At 71.0% G+C, this 18,121-nt stretch carries 21 protein-coding genes; 11 read left to right on the top strand and 10 right to left on the bottom strand.

Features of this window, described 5'->3' with window-relative positions:
• The first annotated feature begins 84 nt into the window (after positions 1-84).
• The 4 genes from AC3WRT_RS18210 (at position 85) to AC3WRT_RS18195 (ending at position 4,221) form a co-directional block, all read left to right on the top strand.
• Positions 85-1,434: a UDP-glucose dehydrogenase family protein gene (locus AC3WRT_RS18210; protein WP_492724417.1), complete on the top strand. Its 1,350-nt coding sequence runs from the start codon at positions 85-87 to the stop codon at positions 1,432-1,434.
• Between the two features lie 6 nt (positions 1,435-1,440).
• Entirely contained in the window at positions 1,441-2,412 is a 972-nt protein-coding gene (locus AC3WRT_RS18205; RefSeq protein ID WP_492724415.1) for a glycosyltransferase, read from the top strand.
• Positions 2,409-3,269 carry a glycosyltransferase family 2 protein gene (locus AC3WRT_RS18200; RefSeq protein WP_492724413.1) on the top strand — a complete coding sequence of 287 codons (861 nt, stop codon included), beginning with the start codon at positions 2,409-2,411 and terminating at the stop codon, positions 3,267-3,269. Before AC3WRT_RS18205 ends, AC3WRT_RS18200 begins: the two co-directional genes overlap by 4 nt.
• Positions 3,270-3,435: 166 nt before the next feature.
• A complete protein-coding gene (locus tag AC3WRT_RS18195) occupies positions 3,436-4,221 on the top strand; it encodes an alpha/beta fold hydrolase (protein WP_492724411.1) in 786 nt (261 codons plus the stop codon).
• A gap of 57 nt (positions 4,222-4,278) precedes the next feature.
• On the opposite strand, the gene AC3WRT_RS18190 is transcribed toward AC3WRT_RS18195, so the two are convergent.
• Entirely contained in the window at positions 4,279-4,938 is a 660-nt protein-coding gene (locus tag AC3WRT_RS18190; RefSeq protein WP_492724409.1) for a 4a-hydroxytetrahydrobiopterin dehydratase family protein, read from the bottom strand.
• Positions 4,939-5,118: 180 nt separating this feature from the next.
• On the opposite strand from AC3WRT_RS18190, the gene AC3WRT_RS18185 reads away from it, so the two are divergent.
• Positions 5,119-5,607, top strand: a complete 489-nt coding sequence (locus tag AC3WRT_RS18185) for a GNAT family N-acetyltransferase (RefSeq protein WP_492724407.1) — start codon at positions 5,119-5,121, stop codon at positions 5,605-5,607.
• Here AC3WRT_RS18185 and AC3WRT_RS18180 read toward each other — a convergent pair.
• Positions 5,604-5,888 (bottom strand): antibiotic biosynthesis monooxygenase, encoded by a 285-nt coding sequence (locus AC3WRT_RS18180; protein ID WP_492724405.1) that lies wholly within the window; start codon positions 5,886-5,888, stop codon positions 5,604-5,606. The two genes, AC3WRT_RS18185 and AC3WRT_RS18180, sit on opposite strands and share 4 nt — an antisense overlap.
• A gap of 823 nt (positions 5,889-6,711) precedes the next feature.
• On the opposite strand from AC3WRT_RS18180, the gene AC3WRT_RS18175 reads away from it, so the two are divergent.
• A complete protein-coding gene (locus AC3WRT_RS18175; protein WP_492724403.1) occupies positions 6,712-8,139 on the top strand; it encodes a glycosyltransferase in 1,428 nt (475 codons plus the stop codon).
• 72 nt (positions 8,140-8,211) lie between these two features.
• On the opposite strand, the gene AC3WRT_RS18170 is transcribed toward AC3WRT_RS18175, so the two are convergent.
• Positions 8,212-9,321: a DNA glycosylase AlkZ-like family protein gene (locus AC3WRT_RS18170; protein ID WP_492724401.1), complete on the bottom strand. Its 1,110-nt coding sequence runs from the start codon at positions 9,319-9,321 to the stop codon at positions 8,212-8,214.
• A 188-nt stretch (positions 9,322-9,509) separates the two neighbouring features.
• Here AC3WRT_RS18170 and AC3WRT_RS18165 point away from each other — a divergent pair, with 188 nt between their 5' ends.
• From AC3WRT_RS18165 to AC3WRT_RS18155, 3 genes are all read left to right on the top strand, one after another.
• Positions 9,510-10,025 carry a putative immunity protein gene (locus AC3WRT_RS18165; protein WP_492724399.1) on the top strand — a complete coding sequence of 172 codons (516 nt, stop codon included), beginning with the start codon at positions 9,510-9,512 and terminating at the stop codon, positions 10,023-10,025.
• A 60-nt stretch (positions 10,026-10,085) separates the two neighbouring features.
• Positions 10,086-10,646 (top strand): DUF6529 family protein, encoded by a 561-nt coding sequence (locus AC3WRT_RS18160; RefSeq protein WP_492724398.1) that lies wholly within the window; start codon positions 10,086-10,088, stop codon positions 10,644-10,646.
• A 75-nt stretch (positions 10,647-10,721) separates the two neighbouring features.
• Positions 10,722-10,889, top strand: a complete 168-nt coding sequence (locus tag AC3WRT_RS18155; RefSeq protein WP_492724396.1) for a hypothetical protein — start codon at positions 10,722-10,724, stop codon at positions 10,887-10,889.
• Positions 10,890-10,939: 50 nt separating this feature from the next.
• Here the strand turns inward: AC3WRT_RS18155 and AC3WRT_RS18150 are convergent, their stop codons facing one another.
• Positions 10,940-11,221, bottom strand: a complete 282-nt coding sequence (locus AC3WRT_RS18150; protein WP_492724395.1) for a hypothetical protein — start codon at positions 11,219-11,221, stop codon at positions 10,940-10,942.
• 87 nt (positions 11,222-11,308) lie between these two features.
• Between AC3WRT_RS18150 and AC3WRT_RS18145 the strand changes: the two genes are divergently transcribed.
• Positions 11,309-11,773, top strand: coding sequence for a DUF8821 family protein (locus AC3WRT_RS18145; RefSeq protein WP_492724394.1), 465 nt, complete (start codon positions 11,309-11,311; stop codon positions 11,771-11,773).
• A 105-nt stretch (positions 11,774-11,878) separates the two neighbouring features.
• On the opposite strand, the gene AC3WRT_RS18140 is transcribed toward AC3WRT_RS18145, so the two are convergent.
• Positions 11,879-12,838 carry a TIM barrel protein gene (locus tag AC3WRT_RS18140; RefSeq protein WP_492724393.1) on the bottom strand — a complete coding sequence of 320 codons (960 nt, stop codon included), beginning with the start codon at positions 12,836-12,838 and terminating at the stop codon, positions 11,879-11,881.
• Positions 12,835-12,966 (bottom strand): hypothetical protein, encoded by a 132-nt coding sequence (locus AC3WRT_RS18135; RefSeq protein WP_492724391.1) that lies wholly within the window; start codon positions 12,964-12,966, stop codon positions 12,835-12,837. Before AC3WRT_RS18135 ends, AC3WRT_RS18140 begins: the two co-directional genes overlap by 4 nt.
• Before the next feature lie 178 nt (positions 12,967-13,144).
• On the opposite strand from AC3WRT_RS18135, the gene AC3WRT_RS18130 reads away from it, so the two are divergent.
• Entirely contained in the window at positions 13,145-13,882 is a 738-nt protein-coding gene (locus AC3WRT_RS18130; protein ID WP_492724389.1) for a GntR family transcriptional regulator, read from the top strand.
• Positions 13,883-13,910: 28 nt separating this feature from the next.
• Here AC3WRT_RS18130 and serS read toward each other — a convergent pair whose 3' ends face one another.
• From serS to AC3WRT_RS18110, 4 genes are all read right to left on the bottom strand, one after another.
• Entirely contained in the window at positions 13,911-15,236 is a 1,326-nt protein-coding gene (gene serS / locus AC3WRT_RS18125; RefSeq protein ID WP_492724387.1) for a serine--tRNA ligase, read from the bottom strand.
• A 69-nt stretch (positions 15,237-15,305) separates the two neighbouring features.
• Positions 15,306-15,830 carry a hypothetical protein gene (locus tag AC3WRT_RS18120; protein WP_492724385.1) on the bottom strand — a complete coding sequence of 175 codons (525 nt, stop codon included), beginning with the start codon at positions 15,828-15,830 and terminating at the stop codon, positions 15,306-15,308.
• 109 nt (positions 15,831-15,939) lie between these two features.
• Entirely contained in the window at positions 15,940-17,046 is a 1,107-nt protein-coding gene (locus AC3WRT_RS18115) for a ScyD/ScyE family protein (protein WP_492724383.1), read from the bottom strand.
• 265 nt (positions 17,047-17,311) lie between these two features.
• The coding region (locus AC3WRT_RS18110; protein WP_492724381.1) for an ABC transporter permease at positions 17,312-18,121 on the bottom strand (810 nt) is incomplete at its 5' end.

The following is an 18,121-nucleotide window of genomic DNA, read 5'->3' as shown; positions in this document are numbered from 1 at the left end:
GCCTGTAAGACCCTTGGGGCGCCTGTTTGCGCTTGGTTGCGAGGCTCCGCGTTTGGCGACCGGCTCTCCGGGAAAGAGTCCTGCGTGCTCATCTCAGTGCTGGGAACCGGCTACCTCGGCGCGACCCATGCGGTCGCGCTCGCGCGATGGGGGCACGACGTCGTCGGCATCGACGTCGACCCGCGGCGCGTGGAGCAGCTCGCCAAGGGGGTCGCGCCCTTCCATGAGCCGGGGTTCGCCGCCCTCCTGCAGGAGGGAGTCGGCTCAGGACGGCTGAGGTTCAGCACCGACGCCGCCGCGGCAGCCGAGGCGGACGTGCACTTCCTCTGCGTCGGCACACCACAGCTCGACGGCGGCGACGGCGCCGACCTGGGCGCGCTCTGGGCCGCGGTCGAGGCGATCGCTCCGCACCTGCGCCGGGGAGCCCTCCTCGTCGGCAAGTCGACCGTGCCCGTCGGCACGGCGGCGCGGGTCCAGGAGCGCGTCGATGAGCTGGGGCCGCCCGGCCTCCAGGTGGAGGTCGCCTGGAACCCGGAGTTCCTCCGTGAGGGCCACGCGGTCGAGGACTCGCTGCGGCCCGACCGCATCGTCCTCGGCGTGGGCTCGGATGCAGCCGAGGCACGCCTGCGCGCCGTGTACTGCCTCGTGGCGGCCGACGGCGTGCCCGTCGTGCGCACCGACCTGCAGACCGCGGAGCTCGCCAAGGCCTCGGCGAACGCGATGCTGGCAAGCCGGATCTCGGTGGTCAACGTCCTCGCCGAGGTGTGCGAGGCGGCAGACGCCGACATCGAGCGGCTGACCCAGATTCTCGGCCTCGACTCGCGGATCGGGTCGCGCTACCTCTCCCCGGGCATCGGCTTCGGCGGCGGTTGCCTGCCCAAGGACCTGCGCGCCTTCTCCTCCCGGGCAGCGGAGCTCGGCGTCGACACCGCGGCGCAGCTCTTCGGAGCCGTCGACGAGGTCAACACCCACCAACGCCAACGCACCGTCGACCTGGCGAGCCGGCTGCTGGACGGCAGACCCAGGGACCGCACGATCGCCGCCCTCGGAGCCGCGTTCAAGGCCGACTCCGACGACGTGCGGGACTCACCCGCCCTGGCAGTCGCGACGTCGCTCGCCGCCCTCGGCGCGGACGTCCGCGTCTACGACCCCGAGGCGGGACGCCACCTCGCCGGCCGGCCGGACCTGCGGGCCTGCGAGACGGTCGAGTCGGCGTGCGCCGGAGCGGAGCTGACCCTCGTCCTGACCGAGTGGGAGGAGTTCAGGGCCCTCGACCCCGTGGAGCTGGGCCGGGTCGTGGCACGACGCGTCGTCGTGGACGGCCGGCTCGTGCTCGACCCGCGACCGTGGACGCGAGCCGGCTGGCGTCTGTACGCCCTGGGTCGCGGCGAGCCCGGGGAACGGGTCGATGCCGCCGCCCGCAGGGCGGGGTGAGGACCTGTGCGGATCCTGATCTGGCACGTCCACGGCTCGTGGACCACCGGCTTCGTCCAGGGCGACCATGACTATGTCGTGCCCGTCGTCCCCGGGCGCGGACCGGACGGCGTGGGCAGGGCGCAGTCCTGGGACTGGCCGAACAGCGTCCGAGAGGTTTCCCCGGAGGACCTGCGGAAGGAGGAGCTCGACCTCGTCGTGCTGCAGCGCCCCCACGAGCTCGACCTCGTGCGCGAGTGGACGGGGCGGACGCCCGGACAGGACCTGCCGGCCATCTACCTCGAGCACAACGTGCCCGGGGGCAGGGTCCCCTTCGACCGGCACCCGATGGCCGAGCAGAGCCGCATACCGGTCGTGCACGTCACGCACTTCAACGCCCTGCTGTGGGACAACGGCGCGGCGCCGGTCCAGGTGATCGAGCACGGCGTCCCCGACCCGGGCCACCGCTTCACGGGCGAGCTGGCCCGGGCGGCCGTCGTCGTCAACGAGCCGGTCCGCCGCGGCCGCGCCGTCGGCACGGACCTCGTGCTGCGACTCGGGCGCCACCAGCCGATGGACGTCTTCGGCATCGACGCCCATCGGCTGCGGCAGGAGGCCGATGCGCCGCCCGACCTCAGGACCGTCGAGGGGCTCGACCAGGAGCAGCTGCACACCGAGATGGCGCGGCGGCGGGTCTACCTCCACCCCAACCGGTGGACGTCCCTCGGCCTGTCGCTCATCGAGGCGATGATGCTCGGGATGCCGGTCGTCGTGGTGGCGAGCACCGAGAGCGCGATCGCGGTCCCGCCGGGCACCGGCTGCGTCAGCACGAAGCCGGAGGAGCTGGCCTCCGCGATGCTCGAGCTGTGCCAGGACGTCGACCTCGCGCGAGCCGTCGGCAAGCAGGCCCGGACCCACGCCCTGCAGCGCTTCGACCTGCAGCGCTTCCTGCGCGACTGGGACGTCGCCTTCGCCGACGTCGTCGCGGGCACGACGTGACGACGGGGACCGGGCCCCGCGTCAGCGTCATCATCGCGACGCGTGACCGCTGGGACGACCTGCGCGAGACGCTGCCGCGCCATCGCCCGGCACCGGTCGTCCTCGTCGACAACGGGTCGCACGACTCGACCCCCGACCTCGTCGCCGAGGCGTTCCCCGAGGTCACCGTGGTCCGGCTGGCGCGCAACGCCGGTGCTGTCGCCCGCAACGTCGGCGTCCAATCGGTCGACACTCCGTACGTCGCCTTCGCCGACGACGACTCGTGGTGGGAGCCGGGGGCGCTCGAGCGCGCCGCCGACCTGCTCGATGCCAATCCGCGCGTCGGCCTCGTCGCGGCGCGCATCCTGGTCGGCGAGGCGCAGAGGCTCGAGCCGGTCTGCGAGGACATGGCCGAGTCGGCGCTCGGTGCGCAGGCCGGTGAGCCGGGGGTGCGCGTGCTCGGCTTCATCGCCTGCGGCGCCGTCGTGCGGCGCTCGGCCTTCCTGCAGGCCGGAGGCTTCGACCCCGTCGTCTTCTTCCCCGGCGAGGAGGAGCGCCTCGCGCTCGACCTCGCCGCCCTGGGGTGGTCGCTCTGCTATGTGCCCGAGGTCGTGGCACGTCACGTGCCCTCGCAGGCCCGGGACCGGCCGGGGCGCCCGGTCGTGATCGCGCGCAACCTGCTGCTGACCGCGGTGATGCGTCGCCCGTGGCGAGAGGTTGCGCGTACTGCCTGGCGAATCTGTCACACCCGCAAGGGAGCTCGCGGTCTCGTCGAAGCGCTGCCGAGGCTCCCGGCAGCGGTGCGTGCGCGACGGCTCCTGCCGCCCCAGGTGGAGGAGTCCCGGCGCCTGCTCGACGCCCGCGCCGCCAGGAGCTGAGTTGGTTTGCACCGCCGGCGCGCTCGGGGTGCGGGCGCACCCGCGTCCGTGACGGCATACGCGGCAAACGCGAGTCCGGCAGGCGACACGCTGCCATGGACTGGTTCCTGTCCGTGGCGCGATCTACAGTCGCCGACGTGGGAACCGCGACGGTCAGGAGAGCCTCGTGAGGGGCCGACGCCTCGGCGCCGACGTGCACGAACGGCTCACCACCGTACGTGGTCGGGAAGTGCGGTCCCTCGCGGTGGGCGACGGCTTGCCATGCACCGGCCCCCTTGTCGTCGTCGTGCCCGGTCTGGGCCTCACGTTCTACACGCTCGCGACCGCGCGCGCGCTCGTCGCGCGAGGCATCGCCTGCACGGTGCTCGACCTGCCGGGCTTCGGCTCGGACCGGGCGTGTCCGACGCCGCCGAACGTCCACGCCATCGGGCTGGCGACCGCGCGCTGGGTGGAGGGGCAGGCCACCGACCGGCCCGTCGTGGTGCTCGGGCACTCGACCGGTGCGCAGGCCGCCCTCACCGCGGCCCTCGCCCTCGGCGCACGACGGTCCCTCTCCCTCGTGATGGCCGGCCCCACCTTCGCGCCCCGGCAGCGCCGCCTGCTGGGGCTCGCAGCCGCCACACCGCTGGCCTACCGTCACGACCGGCCGGACGAGCTCGACCCGGCCGAGCTCCTTCGCGGCGGGACGGCGATCCCCCGCATTCTCCACTCGGGCCTGCGCGACGCCCCCGAGGAGCGGATCAGGCGACTGCGGGTACCCGTCACCGTCACGTCGGGCGTCGACGACTCCTACACGCCGGTCGAGTGGCTCGACCTGCTCGCGACCTCTGCAGTGCTCGCCCCGACCGTGCGCACCTCGCTGCTCGGCGGCTCCCACAACAACCTCTTCACGCATGCCGATGAGGTGGCCGACCTGGTCGCCCTCGCCGTCGGGGACGCGCTGGTCGACTGAGCGGGGTCCGCTCGACGACACCGCGGGAGGGCCACGGCTGTAAGGCGCTCGGCACCGTCAGTCGGTGCTGACGGGGTCGCGGCCCTGCCACGTGCAGACGCAGGCCTCGTTGCCCTCGGGATCGGCGAGGATCCAGAACGCCGGTGCCGCGGCGTCTGACACGAGGTGCCCGCCGACGGCGAGGGCGCGCTCGATCCGGCCGGCGGCCTCGTCGTGGGCCACCGTGACGTCGAGGTGGATCCGATTACGTTGCGGCCGAGGCTCGTCCATCTGCTGGAACCAGACGGCAGGACCCATCCGGAGGCGGTCCTGCAGGTCGTTGCGTGCAACGACGTCCCAGCCCAGCACGGCGTCCCAGAAGGGGCGCACCGCGTCGATGTCCAGAGCGTCGATGGCGATCTCCAGCACGGTCAGCGAACCGGGCTCGGACGCCAGCCCCATCTCCGCCACGACGGCGTCGATGGCCCGGCCCAGCGCGACGTCGTCCTCGGTGACCCCACCGGCCGGCTCGGTCGACACGGCGAGGTGCACGACGTCAGCCCGGACGTCGATGTCGGGCTGGCGGCCGAGTGGCGCCGCCACCGCGGCGACCCGAGCGACGAAGGCGTAGGCCGTCGCGACGTCCGGCGCTCGCACGGTCAGGTGCAGACGCTGGAGCAGGAACCGCCACGTGGGCAACGCGTCGGAGGCGGCCTGGCGGGAGAGCTTCTCTGACATGACCCGACCGTAGTGCGCCGCGCCCACAACGCGAGGCCTCTCCCGCCGGGTGCCGGCCCGCTCGGGCGCGCAGCCCTCCTGGCGTCAGCGGCGCGTCAGCAGCACCACGGGGATGACCCGGTGGGTGCGCCGGTCGTGTGAAGCTCGCGGACGTCCCCGTTCCTCGTCTAGGTTCGACCGGTGGACATCACGCAGATCGGGCCGTCGGACTGGGAGCGGTTCCGGGAGGTGCGGCTGGCGTCGTTGTCGGAGTCGCCGGCGGTGTTCGGCTCGCGACATGACGACTGGGTCGATGCTCCGGCTGAGCGTTGGCGGTCACGTCTGACGCAGGTTCCGCTGACACTGCTGGCGCACGACGAGACGACGGTGGTCGGGACGGTCAGCGGACAGCTGGTCGGGGAGAGCTGGGTCGAGCTCATCTCCATGTGGGTGGCTCCCATGGCCCGAGGCACGGCGGTTTCCAGGCAGCTCATCGACGCGGTGGCGAGCTGGGCCGCTGAGCAGGACCGCACGACCTACCTGATGGTTCGCAGCGACAACGCTCGCGCGCGGAAGTCGTATGAGCGAGCAGGCTTCGTCGACATGGGAGTCCCCGAGGGCTGGCCGGCTGGCGAGCCCCCGGAGCGCCGGATGGAGCTGCGCCGGCCAGAAGGTAGCCCGACGAGCTAGCTCGAGGCGAGCTCAAGCCACGAGAAGTCACCCGTGTACCGCTGCTCACTCTTCATTGTCGTGTTGGCCTTCACCCAGGCGCCGAGGGCGGCGTCGGCGTCCTTGGCGTGGGCTTCGGAGTCCCACTGGCTCACGGACACCACTTCGTCGTCGTGGAACATCACCCCGTACGAGATGTATCCCGGTGCGCTCGTGACGATGGGGATGACCCCGGCGCGAGCCTTGGCCTCGAGCTCGTCCTTGTCCTCGCTGTGGCTGTAGATGACCACACGTCCATACATGTCTGACTCCTTCGTCGGGACTGGTGTCACGGTCGAACCCGTGCCAGTGCCTTTCGAACGTAGCCGCCCCCGTCGCGTCGAAGGCCGCAACCGCAGAAGGTGACGGATAGGAGAGGAATGCGGTGTGGGCGCCTCCAACGCCGGGCTCCTACTCCGAATTCCCATGCCGGGCAAGGACTCTCCGCAGTCCGGCGAAGCCGAGCACGGAGACGGTGACGAGGCCGGCGAGGTAGAAGTCGGACGAGAGGGAGAAGAGTGCCGCATTCGTGCCTGGTCGGATGAAGCCGTTCTCGAGGGGCCGAGTTGAAGGCGTAGCCGGCGGACTCGAAGGCGGCGAAGCCGCCACCGACGCACGCGCCGAGAAGGGCCCCTTGGCGGGCGGTCTTGGGCACCACCGACCTGCCCACCACGAGGAGGACGACGGTGAGGCGCTCGGTGCTGAACATGACGACGCTGAAGGGCACGGGAAGCTGCCCAGCAGGATCAGGGTGGGAATGAGGTTGGTGTTCTGCGTCGCGAGGGTGACGGCGATGGTGACCGCCCAGAGAGCGGCTCCGGCCAGGAGTGCCTTCCACCACCACCCGTGGCGGTGCGTGCGCTGCCATCCGGCTCGAGTGTCCGAGGCAGGTCTCCCTCTCCGAGGGATGCCGCATCGGCTCCCGCCGTCGCCGTGAACGACCGGCATGCTCCGCACTACCCGATCCCCCGGTCCTTCAACGGCTGCGGTGCGGCGACGTCGACGTCGACGTCGACGTCGAACGGTCAGCGGCCCCAGTTCGGGGCGGAACGGCCGAGACGGGGACGGCGTGCGGGAGGATGAGGTATGCGCGAGGTGGCGGTGAGTGCCGTACCCCTCGGCCGGTTCGGTCTGGTGCTCCCACCCGAACGGGTCGCGCTCCTGCACGCTGCGGCTGACCGGACGCAACGCGTACTGGCGGGCCGCACGGTGTGGAACGTCAGCTCCACCGAGCGTGGTGGCGGCGTGGCCGAGATGCTCCAGACGCTGGTGGCCTACGGTCGAGGCGCCGGCATCGAGACGCGATGGTTCGTCCTCGCGGGCGACGATCGCTTCTTCACCCTGACCAAGCGGCTGCACAACCTGCTCCACGGCTTCCCTGGGGAGGAGGGCCCGCTCGGCGCAGCCGAGCTGGACCACTACAGGGAGGTCGCGGCCCGAAACCTCGAGGGGTGGCAGCACCGGGTCCGTGCCGGGGACATCGTCCTGCTGCACGATCCGCAGACTGCCGGCATGGCAGGTGCGCTCAGGGAACGAGGCGCGCACATCATCTGGCGCTGCCACATCGGAACCGACCGGGTCAACGAGCACACGGACCGCGGCTGGGCGTTCCTGCGGCCGTTCGTCGAGGTCGCCGACGCGTACGTCTTCTCGCGGAAGGAGTACGTGCCGCCCTGGCTGCCGACCCAGATGGTGTCGGTCATCCCCCCGTCGCTCGACCCGTTCAGTGCGAAGAACGCGAAGGTGACGACGCACTCCATCCGGGGGGCCCTGCAGCAGGCCGGCCTCGTCGAGAGCCTCACGGGCGACGGAACTCTCGGCTTCACCCGCCGCGATGGCTCGCCCGGAGCGGTCCGCTCCCACCACGGATTGCTGCTGGACGAGGACCGACCGCTGCCCTCGGAGGCAGAGGTGATGCTGCAGGTCAGCCGCTGGGACCGGCTGAAGGACATGGCCGGTGTGCTCACCGGCTTCACCGACCACCTGGACCTCTTCCCGGAAGGCGCGCACCTGCTGCTCGTGGGCCCGAACGTGGATGGGGTCACTGACGACCCCGAGGGTGCCCAGGTGCTCGGAGAGTGCCGGGAGCTACGCGCCGCGCTCCCCCCGTGGAAACGAGGCCGTGTGCACCTGTGCCGCCTTCCCATGGACGACGTCGACGAGAACGCCCACCTGGTCAACGCGCTGCAGCGACATGCGACCGTCGTCGTGCAGAAGAGCCTGATGGAGGGCTTCGGTCTGACCGTCACCGAGCCGATGTGGAAGAAGCGCCCCGTCGTCGCCTCGGCCGTTGGTGGCATCATCGACCAGATCGAGGACGACGTCAGCGGCGTCCTGCTCGAGGACCCTCGGGACCTGGACCGGTTCGCCGGCCTCGCTGCGGACCTCTTCGGGGACCCGGAACGTCGCGCGCGGCTCGGCGCCAGCGCCCACGAGCGGGTGGGCCGGGAGTTCCTCGGCGACCGTCACCTCATCCAGTACGGCGAGCTGTTCGCCTCCTTGGTGGCCGGGTGACCTCCTCGCTCGTGACACGGAAGGCCTGTTCGGATGTGTCGGGGAGCGACCGCGGCGAGCTCGGCCGCTGACTCACCCTCTCGCTCCAAGCTCCGTCCCGATGATGCGTTCGAGGCGGGCTACCTCTTGCTCGATGGCTTCGTCGGGCACGCCTCGCTCGCCGTGCCAGGCGATCTCGAGCCTGCCGCCCTTGCGCGCCCACGTCCCGCGGACGACACCACCGGCGATCACCGGGTTGGCCTTGCGCGTCATGGCGTCGCGGAGCGGTGGCGGGGTGACGTGGACGTCCTTGGTGCCCGGGCCCATCACCCACTGGTCGTGTCCGGGAAGCAGGCGGACGGCATCCGATGGCTGGGCGGCCAGGAGGGAGTCGGCGTCCTCGTGCCTGACGAAGGCGGTCGTGCCTTCGACGTCGATCCGGGCCAACTGGTCACCGAGTCCTGAGATCCATCCGTCGAGTCGCTTGCGGCCAGCGCTGAGGCCGTCGCCGAGCCAGTAGTGGAGGTGTCCCGGTGTCGCCGGCCCGTACGCCTCCAGGTATGCCGTGACGGCGCGCGGACCCGCGTCGTCGAGGTCGGGGATGCCTGACCACCGCGGGTTGGTGTCAAGGCGCTGAAAAGTATGCTGTCCGTCACGTGGTGGGCCGAAGCTCATGTCGCCCTGCCAGGTCAACGGCTTGACCAGCGTGCCTGCACCTCCGTCGAAGACCGACTGGAGGTGCCGGTACGCGCGGTGTCTCGTCAGTGCGGCACCGAGCTCGGCGATGGTCAAGGGGCCGTCGCCCAGCGCATCGCGCACCGCCGCTCGGAAGTCTGGCCAGTCCTGCGGCGTGAGGCGGTAGTACTCCACCCAGCTCGGCAGCTCCCACTGCCTGCCGGCTGACCGAAGCGCGAGGTAGATGCCGCCGTCCTCGGGTGAGAGGTAGTGCATCGACCCGCGAAAGGCGAACGCCTTGATGACCGCGCCTTCCGCCAAGGCCCACCCGAGGTCGCCGGGACGCGCGATCGTGCTCCGAGTGCTCACGGCGAGATCAGCGAGCGACTCGTCCATGGACAGGACAGCACCGAGCCGGCGTACGACGTCTGCCGCCGACGCCGACCCGAGGGGCTCGAGAAGGTGTCGGTTCATTCGCCAGGCCAGAGCCTGCGCCCACGTGGTCCTGGCCTCGATCGAGGGAGCCATGTCTGCATGGTGGCAGCGATCGGTGACAAGAGCGCCCACTCCGTCCGCGCGTACAAGAAGGGCCGCCTCGGCCTCGGCCTCGGCCTCGGCCAAGAGACGACGCTACGTTGGGAACCCAGCTCTGGCCCTGCTGCCCGGTGGTGTTGACCTGTGGTGTTACCGGGTGCGAGTCGAAGGAGCGCCGCAGCATGATCCTCCCCAAGGTTCGAGACCCACGCTTCGTGACCATCCGTCGCGGCGGGACCCTCACCGACTCGGACCATCACCTGATGGCGCTGTGGGCGGCGACCTGCGCCGAGCACGTCCTGCACCTGTTCGAGTCGGCCCAGCCGGACGACCCACGACCCCGTCAAGCCATCGAACATGCGCGCGCCTGGGTCCGTGGCGAGGTGATGATGATGCAGGCACGCGCGGCCGGGGGTCACGCCATGGGCGCCGCACGGGACCTAGGTGGCGCGGCCCGCCATGCCGCCTACGCCGCTGGCCAGGCGGGGGCCGTCGCACACGTCGCCGCGCACGAGCTCGGCGCCGCCGCGTACGCGATCAAGGCCGCGAGCGCGGCGGTGCCGAAGGAGCACAGCACGCCCGCCGCGCGACTCGAGTGCCAGTGGCAGCGTGACCAGCTGCCGGCGGCGATCCGTGACCTCGTGCTCGACGACGAGCGTCTGCGCAACGACATCTGCTGGTCGGTGTTCGACTGCTGAGCGGCTGTCGGCGTAGGCGTTCCACTCACGGGCGGCCCGGGTCAGGAGCATCCTGAGGCAATGGCAGACAGCACGTCGCCGAGGAGCATGACCGTCCCCCTGACCGGGTTCGCTGCAGGAGCGGTGGTCGCGCTGCTCGTCGGCGTCTTCGGCAAGGTGCACGACCCGACGCTCGCCGGGACGACCACCTTCGGCTTCCACACCGTCATCGACATGAAGGTCGTACTCTCCGTGGTGATCGGAGTGCTCGCCGTGCTCCAGCTCGTCGGTGCGCTCTGGATGTACGGCAAGCTCGGCACCCCGGCGCCGTCCTGGGTCGCAACCGCACACCGGACCTCCGGCGTGGCCGCGGTCCTGCTCATCGTCGTCGTCGCCTACCACTGCCTCTGGGCGCTGGGCCTGGAGACCGGCACGTTCTCGGGCGGAGAGCCCGTGCCGACGCGAACCATCGTGCACGGCGTCCTCGGCTGCGCCGTCATCGGTGCGTTGGTCGTCAAGGCGGTCGCAGTCCGGTCGAGGCGCGCGCCTGGCTGGTTCCTCCCCGTGGCCGGCGGCCTGCTCTTCGCCCTGATCGTCGGCGCGGTGCTGACCTCTGCCATCTGGTACCTCGGCGCCAGCTGACCGGGACGAAGGCCTCTGTTGCCCAGTGTCGGCGAGCGAGACCCCGGAAGAAGAAGCATCGAAAGGGTGGTCACCATGAGGCAACCCTTGATCTGGATCGGCCTGGTTCTCTTGCTCTCCGGGGCAGTCCTTCTCGTCGCCGGCGTCGGCGCGGCGGGTCTCTGGATCGGGGTGATCGCTGTCGGGATCGCCCTGGTCGCCATCGAGAGCTACCGAGGGCGTCCGGGACATCATCACGCCTGAGCGCCTTCCGAGCGACGCGCGTTGCGCGAAGGTGATTCCAGCGCCCGAGGTCAGCTTTCCGAGCGTGCCCTGAGATAGAGCGGGAAGAACACCACCCAGAGCAGCAGACACGCACCCGCCCACACCTCCGGCTGCTCGATGCGGAGGCTCCCGATACAGACGGCAACGGGATGCCCCGCGCTGGCCCGGGCGCGGGCGTCGCCCAACACCCAGGCGACGGAGGCAACCAGCCCGACGCCGACGATCAGGGGCACCAGGTGCATACGAGCCTCCACTGCCTCGCCCTCCGTTCCGAGGTCGCCGACCCTGGTCGCGACGACGACCTCGCGCATTCTGACGCTCGCGATCGGACGTATCCGGCCGTTGAGGTGGCGACGCCCACTACGGTGGCGTCGAGATGTCCTGACCGGGAGGTACGTATGCCGTATGCCGTCGACTTCCAGGACGTGTCCACCGTGGGGCTGGAGTCGTCACCCGTCTCGGACGCCCTCGCCGGGCTCAGGGCGAACGAGGCTCGGTACCTCCGCAACAAGTACTCCCACGTCTTCACCGTCGAACCTGCGTCAGATGCGACAGAGGTCGTCGAGTGGGTGCATCGCATCCTCGAGGAGGAGCGCGACCTCGTCATCGCGTCCAAACCGTTGGAGGCGACGTCGTTCGAGGTCGACGGGACCCGGATGGCGTACGTCTTCTACGAGTCGGGACTCTCGGTCAACGTGATGTACTCGATCGAGCCGACCGGGAAGCGCGCCGTGGGGTTCAAGCTCTCCGACGGGATGGACGTCCCCGAGGAGCTCGCCACGCGCTTCAAGTTCGCACGGCAGAAGTCCAAGCTGGCCGGCACCATCCGCGGTTCCTACTTCGTCATCAAGGGCGAGTACTGACCTGCGCCGGCTCTGACCCTCGACCGCGGGCTTGCCGGCGGTCGAACGCATGGCTGCCAGTGCTGCCCGTCACGCCCGTCGCGCTCGACGCCTCCGTCGCGTCCATCAGATGCCCACCCCGGATCGCTGGGCCGCGATGCCGAGCAGGTGGTTGATGCTCTCGATGACGTCACCCTTCGGGCCTTCGCCCTCGGGCCGGCCCGGCAGCACGGTGTCCTGCTCCAGGACGTACCACCCGGCGTACCCGGCGTCCTCGAGGGCCGTGACGATGGTGGTCACGTTGACGTCGCCCTGCCCGAGCGGCACGTACATCCCGCCGGCGACGGCCTCGGTGTAGGTGACCTCACCGGACCGGACGCGGCGCGCCCGGTCGAGCCGGACGTCCTTGAGGTGCACGTGCCCGATTCGCTCGGGGTGCGCGACGGCGAGCGCCACCGGGTCGCCACCACCGATGAGCAGGTGACCGGTGTCGAGGCAGAGCCCGATCGAGGACCCGGCGAGCACCCGCTCCACCTCGGTCCCCGACTCGACCACGGTGCCGACGTGCGGGTGCAGGGTCGGGGTGAGGCCGTGGGCGCGCACGGCGTCGGCCAGCTCGTCGAGGTGGCGCAGGAGTGTGGCCCAGGCGGCGTCGTCCAGCTCGGGCCGCTCGTCATAGCCCTCGGCGCCCGAGGCTGCAGCGAGCACGACGGTCGAGGCTCCCGCCGCGACGAGCCCCTCGAGCGCCCGCTCCAGGCCAGGCCGCGGGTCGTGGTCCGGGTCGTGCAGCACCACGGGTACGAACTGCCCGACTGCCTGGAGGTCGTGTGCGGCCAAGGTGTTCCTCTTGGCGGACGGATCGTCCGGGAGGAAGCCTTCAGGTCCGAACTCCGTTGCGGACAAGCCGCATTCGGCCATCTCCGCGAGGACGGTGGCGGAGTCGTACTGCCAACCCCAGCCAGGAACCTCGCACACGCCCCACGAGATCGGGGCGCCCGCGATGCGCTCGTCGAGCGGAGGGACGATGTCGGAGCCGGCCCGTCGGCTGGCGGTCCGGCCCTCGGGGTCGTCGGGTCTGGTGCTCATCGGCTCTCGATCTCCTCCAGGCGCACGGGGCGCCCCTCGGTGCGGGAGCGCTCGCACGCCTCCGCGATGCGGAACGCCTTCAAGGCGTCGTCGACGGTGCAGGGCGAGCGGCGGTCCCCGGCCACCACGTGCGTGAAGCCAGACCGATCCTCATCGATGCCGCCCGTCCGTCGTCGTGCGCGGCGGCGCCGATGGGCGCGACCGCGGGTCCCGTGTCCCCGACAGCCTTGCCGCTTGCCGACCTCACTGTCAAGCAAATGTCAGGACATGCTGACTACCTCGTGGCTGCGCCGCTAGGATCCCGCCATGGCCAAGCAGGTGGGCGTCGTGATCGACCGGTCCTCGCCGGTCCCGCTCTACCACCAGCTCGCCGAGCAGCTCGCCGCCGCGATCACCTCGGGCTCGCTCCAGCCCGGCGACCCCTTCGAGAACGAGGTCGCCCTCGCCGAGCGGCTTGGGCTGTCACGCCCCACGGTGCGCCAGGCCATCCAGGAGCTCGTCACCCAGGGCCTCCTGCTGCGACGGCGTGGCCTCGGCACGACCGTAGCCAACCGCAGGATCCACCGCAGGGCCGAGCTGACGAGCCTGTGGGACGACCTCGACCGCGCCGGCAGCCGCCCACGCACCGTTCTGCTCTCGCACGCCCGCGTCATCGACGAGACGGTGGCCGCGGCCCTCGACCTGCCCGCCGAGTGCGAGCTGCTGGCCATCGAGAGGCTCCGACTCGCCGGGGACGCACCGCTGGCGATCCTGCGCAACTGGCTGCTGCCGCCGCACACCGACCTCACCCGCGGGGAGCTCGAGACCGACGGCCTCTACGCCCTGCTGCGGGCCCGCGGGGTCAAGCCCTCGGTCGCGCACCAGACGATCGGCGCCCGGATGCCGACGGCCGCCGAGCGCCGGCACCTGGCGATGAAGGGCGGCGAGCCGGTGCTGACGATGACGCGCAGCGCCTTCGACCCCACCGGCATGCCCGTGGAGTACGGCGACCACTGTTACCGCGCCTCTGCCTACTCCATCGACGTCATGCTCGACGAGCGCTGACGCGAACTGCGGACTGCGGACTGCGGACTCAGCCGAGGGGCTTCAGGACGTCCATGCCCAGGAAGGGGCGCAGGGCCTCCGGAACGACGACCGAGCCATCCGGCTGCTGGTGGTTCTCGAGGATGGCGACGAGCCAGCGGGTCGTGCCGAGCGTGCCGTTGAGCGTCGCCACGGCGCGGGTGCCCGAGCCGTTCGGGTCGCGCTCACGGGTGTTCAGTCGGCGCGCTTGGTACGTCGTGCAGTTCGACGTCGAGGTGAGCTCGCGGTACTTGCCCTGGGTCGGCACCCACGCCTCGCAGTCGAACTTGCGGGCCGCCGGCCCGCCGAGGTCACCGGCCGCGGTGTCGATGATGCGGTAGGGCACCTCGATCTTGCCGAGCATCTCGCGCTCCCACGCGAGCAGGCGCTGGTGCTCGGCTTCGGCGTCCTCGGGACGGCAGTAGCTGAACATCTCGACCTTGTGGAACTGGTGCACGCGGATGATGCCGCGGGTGTCCTTGCCGTGCGACCCGGCCTCGCGACGGTAGCAGGCCGACCACCCGGCATACCTTTTCGGGCCGTTCGAGAGGTCGATGATCTCGTCGGCGTGGTAGCCGGCGAGCGCGACCTCCGAGGTGCCGGTGAGGTAGAGGTCGTCGGCCTCCAGGCGGTAGACCTCGTCGGCGTGCGCGTCCATGAAGCCGGCGCCGATCATCACCTCGGGGCGCGCGAGCGTCGGCGTGATCATCGGCGTGAAACCGGACGCGGCGGCCTGGGCCATCGCCATGTTGAGCAGGGCCAGCTCCAGCAGCGCGCCGACCCCGGTGAGGTAGTAGAAGCGCGCACCACCGACCTTGGCGCCGCGCTCCATGTCGATGGCCCCGAGCTTCTCGCCGAGCGCGAGGTGGTCGAGCGGCTCGAAGCCCTCGGCCGCGAAATCCCTTGCGGCACCGACCGTTTCGAGCACGACATAGTCGTCCTCGCCACCGACGGGCACGCCGTCGATGATCACGTTACCGACCCGGCGCAGCAGGCGCTCGAGATCAGCCCCGGCCTCGTCGGCGTCGCTCTCGAGCGACTTGACCTGCTCGCTCAGCTTGCCGGCGTGCGCGCGCGCCTCGTGCGCCACCTTCTCGAGGTGGTCGGCCTCGGCGGCGCCCGACTTCTTCGCCTTCTGGAAGGCGCCCATCGCGGCACCGACCGACTTGCTGACGGTCTTCTGCTCTGCGCGCAGCTTCTCGAACTCGCCGAGGGACGATCGACGGCGCTCGTCTGCAGCCAGGATCGCGTCCACGATCCCCGGGTCCTCTCCACGGGCCTGTTGCGAGGCGCGGACCCGGTCGGGTTCCTCGCGCACGAGCTTGATGTCGATCACGCGGGCCAGCCTATCCGCGCGGCCACGCCCACCACGACCGAGATCCTTCAGCGGGACTGGCGGCCCCGTTCACTCGGGGCGGATGACGGCGTATGCCGTGACGGCGTCCGCGGGAAGGTCACGCACGTCGACCTGGACGCGTCCCGCCGGGAGCCCGAGGTGGACGGTCCGCTGGACATTGCCGTCGCACGGGAACAGCCGGGAGTAGAGCGGCTCGCCGCGCCCCCACGTACCGGGCGCCGCGTCGGAGACGGCATAGCTCGTGCCGGCTGACGGCCGGCCGGCCGCGCAGGCCACCTCCACCGTGTAGGTGCGCCCCGCTGCGACGGGCTCGCCCGGCACGTTGCGGAAGGCATGACCCACGCCCTTCCTGGTCACGACGACCCTGGCCACCTCTCCGGCCCACCGGAGCGGCACGGTGAGCGGCGGCGACGGAGCCGCGTCGATGGAGGTGAACGAGACCTCGGGGATCGAGGGGTCCACCGCCGGTGGGCTGGACGTCGGCGTTGTGGTCCTCGTGCCACTGGCCGTGCACCCAGCAGCCAGGACCGTGGCGAGCAGCATCGACCCCGCGACGAGCCGGGCCGACCTCATGACATGGCTCCGGGTGGCTGCCGACGCCCAGGGCCCGCGCGAGCCGGGTGGCCACCCCCGCGAGGTGCAGGGGGTGGCCACGAGGCACGGCGGTGTCGACATCACCCGCTCAGAGGTGGATCTTCACGACCTGACCGCCGTTCGTCACGATGCTGTTCGTCGTGACGTAGGCGTCGTGTCCGCGAAGCGCCAGCCCGTAGGGGGCGGCAAGCCCTCCCGCGACGACCTGGGGAGAGGTCGATCCGGCCCGCACGCGGACCAGCGCACCGACAGGCAACGACCCGGGAGGCCCGCTGATCAGCCCGTTCGCCGCGATCTCGACCGCGTAGAGGCGGCCTCGCCAGTCGAACGCCAGCGACGTCACGTTCGTCAGGCCGGAGGCGTACGCCGTCGGCGCGTGACCGGGCACGATGCGCCAGATCTTCGCTGAGCCCTTCTCGAACGGGAAGCCGACGAGCTGCGAGACGTACCACGCCCCGTCCGGCCCCTTGACGACATCGGTCGGCACGGAGTCGGCCAAGAACCCGGCCGGCGGCCCGGCGGGGGATTTCACGGTCGTCGGAACCGGAGGAAGCACGGCGATGTTGAAGACGTGCTTGCGGACCGCGTTGATGGAGTTGCCCCCGGAGTCGGTGTAGACGAACGTCCGACCAGATCGGGCCAGCCCGGTCGGGTCGCTGTCGATGTCTGTCCCGTCGGGGTTGCGCCTGGCCTCGAACCGGGCGAGGTCGGCAAGCTTGGTCACTCGTGCCTTGCCGTGGTGCTTCAGCTGCACCTCGAGCAACGTGCCGAGCCGTGCACCCTTGGGGCCGTAGCTGGCGCGGTACGCCGGGGAGCCACCGAGGCCAACGGTGAGCGCGAAGGTGTGGTTGCCGGTGAAGACGAGGTCAGCAGGTCCGAGCGCGTCGGAGGGCGACCCGACGGAGGGGAGCCCGGTGACGACGCGCTTGACGTAGCCCTCGGCGCCGATGCGGGCGACCGACCCCGTGAGGCCGACGCAGGCCTTGGCGGTCCCGGTCGGATCCAGTGGGCTGGGGCGGCAGGCGGTGTCGCCGGTCTGGCCCGCCTCCGCGACGTAGAGCGCGCCGCCCGGGCTGAAGGCCAGCTGGCGGGGGCTGTGGAGCCCGGAGGCGATGACCTTCGGGCCGTGCCAGGTGTGTGAGCTGGTCTGTGCCACACCGGAGTTGATTCCTGCCAGGCCCGCGGCGAGCGCCACGGACCCGACTGCTGCGAAACGACGAATGTGTCTTCTCGTCATCATGGACTTCCCTCTTCGGTAATCCCCCGACCCATCCACGCTAGAGCGACGGGGCTTGCCCCTCAGGCAAACCCGGGAACTGACGCAATGGTCGCGAAACCCCCGGTAAGCGCGACGACGCGCGCTCTGCGGTGACCTGGTGAGGACTGTCGGCAACGACCCGAAGAGGTATGCCGTGCGCCCCCGTCAGGCACACGGCATACCTCTCGTTCGTGGTGAGGTGCTACTTCACCTCGGCGCGGGTGAGGCGCCAGATCCCGACCGCGAGCGGAGCGATGACCCAGACCGCGACCGAGGTGCCGAGGTGGGCCCACTGGGCACCGGTCAGCGATCCCTGGAAGAGCGGGTTCATCGTCTGGTTCAGGTCCAGCCAGACGGCGGCGTCCCTGAGCCACGCGACCATCGAGCCGAGGATGGACCAGGCCGTCGGCAGGACGAAGAAGACGACAACTGCGGCCGGCGTGTTCTTGAAAAGCATGCCGAAGCCGACACCCTGGGCGATACCCAGCAGCACGTAGCCGCCGGCGCCGAGGAGCGCGAGCGCATCGATCGACCAGTCGCCGGTGATGCCGCGGAAGGTGATGGCGGCCTGGTGGGCGACCGCGGCGAGGACGAGCGACACGGCGAAGGCGCACACGCCGACGAAGAGCGCCGACAGCGTCTTCGCCCAGGCGACGCGGATGCGGCGGGGCTCGAGCCCGAAGGTCACGAGGCCGGTGCGCTGGCTCCACTCGGACGTGACGGCGAGGATGCCGACGACCGGCAGGATCAGCGCCATCGGCATCGTCGTGGCCTGCAGGTAGTCGGCGAACGAGTGCTGGCCGCCTTCGTTGAAGAACATGATCGTCAGGGCCACCGCGATGATCGCGCCGATGCCGATGATCAGCCAGCGACCGGCGCGGGTGTCGAGCATCTTGCGCAGCTCGACGTGGACGAGTCGCAGGAACGGCACCCCGGTGGTGGGGCGCGGTCCGGCGATGCGGCTCGGGACCTTGGCGTGGGTGGGCAGGGCCGACTCGGCAGACCTCGAGAC

The organism is Terrabacter sp. FW104-15G4B (assembly GCF_058790095.1).
Note: the sequence above shows the minus strand (reverse complement) of the source record. Positions and strands in the feature narration are given on the sequence as shown.

What these genes read in the sequence shown, in the direction of transcription:
- AC3WRT_RS18190 (WP_492724409.1), bottom strand. Translation starts at nt 4,938, where the DNA reads ATGTCAGAGAAGCTCTCCCGCCAGGCCGCCTCCGACGCGTTGCCCACG.
- AC3WRT_RS18180 (WP_492724405.1), bottom strand. Translation starts at nt 5,888, where the DNA reads ATGTATGGACGTGTGGTCATCTACAGCCACAGCGAGGACAAGGACGAG.
- AC3WRT_RS18175 (WP_492724403.1), top strand. Translation starts at nt 6,712, where the DNA reads ATGCGCGAGGTGGCGGTGAGTGCCGTACCCCTCGGCCGGTTCGGTCTG.
- AC3WRT_RS18170 (WP_492724401.1), bottom strand. Translation starts at nt 9,321, where the DNA reads ATGGCTCCCTCGATCGAGGCCAGGACCACGTGGGCGCAGGCTCTGGCC.
- AC3WRT_RS18165 (WP_492724399.1), top strand. Translation starts at nt 9,510, where the DNA reads ATGATCCTCCCCAAGGTTCGAGACCCACGCTTCGTGACCATCCGTCGC.
- AC3WRT_RS18160 (WP_492724398.1), top strand. Translation starts at nt 10,086, where the DNA reads ATGGCAGACAGCACGTCGCCGAGGAGCATGACCGTCCCCCTGACCGGG.
- AC3WRT_RS18155 (WP_492724396.1), top strand. Translation starts at nt 10,722, where the DNA reads ATGAGGCAACCCTTGATCTGGATCGGCCTGGTTCTCTTGCTCTCCGGG.
- AC3WRT_RS18150 (WP_492724395.1), bottom strand. Translation starts at nt 11,221, where the DNA reads ATGCGCGAGGTCGTCGTCGCGACCAGGGTCGGCGACCTCGGAACGGAG.
- AC3WRT_RS18145 (WP_492724394.1), top strand. Translation starts at nt 11,309, where the DNA reads ATGCCGTATGCCGTCGACTTCCAGGACGTGTCCACCGTGGGGCTGGAG.
- AC3WRT_RS18140 (WP_492724393.1), bottom strand. Translation starts at nt 12,838, where the DNA reads ATGAGCACCAGACCCGACGACCCCGAGGGCCGGACCGCCAGCCGACGG.
- AC3WRT_RS18130 (WP_492724389.1), top strand. Translation starts at nt 13,145, where the DNA reads ATGGCCAAGCAGGTGGGCGTCGTGATCGACCGGTCCTCGCCGGTCCCG.
- AC3WRT_RS18120 (WP_492724385.1), bottom strand. Translation starts at nt 15,830, where the DNA reads ATGAGGTCGGCCCGGCTCGTCGCGGGGTCGATGCTGCTCGCCACGGTC.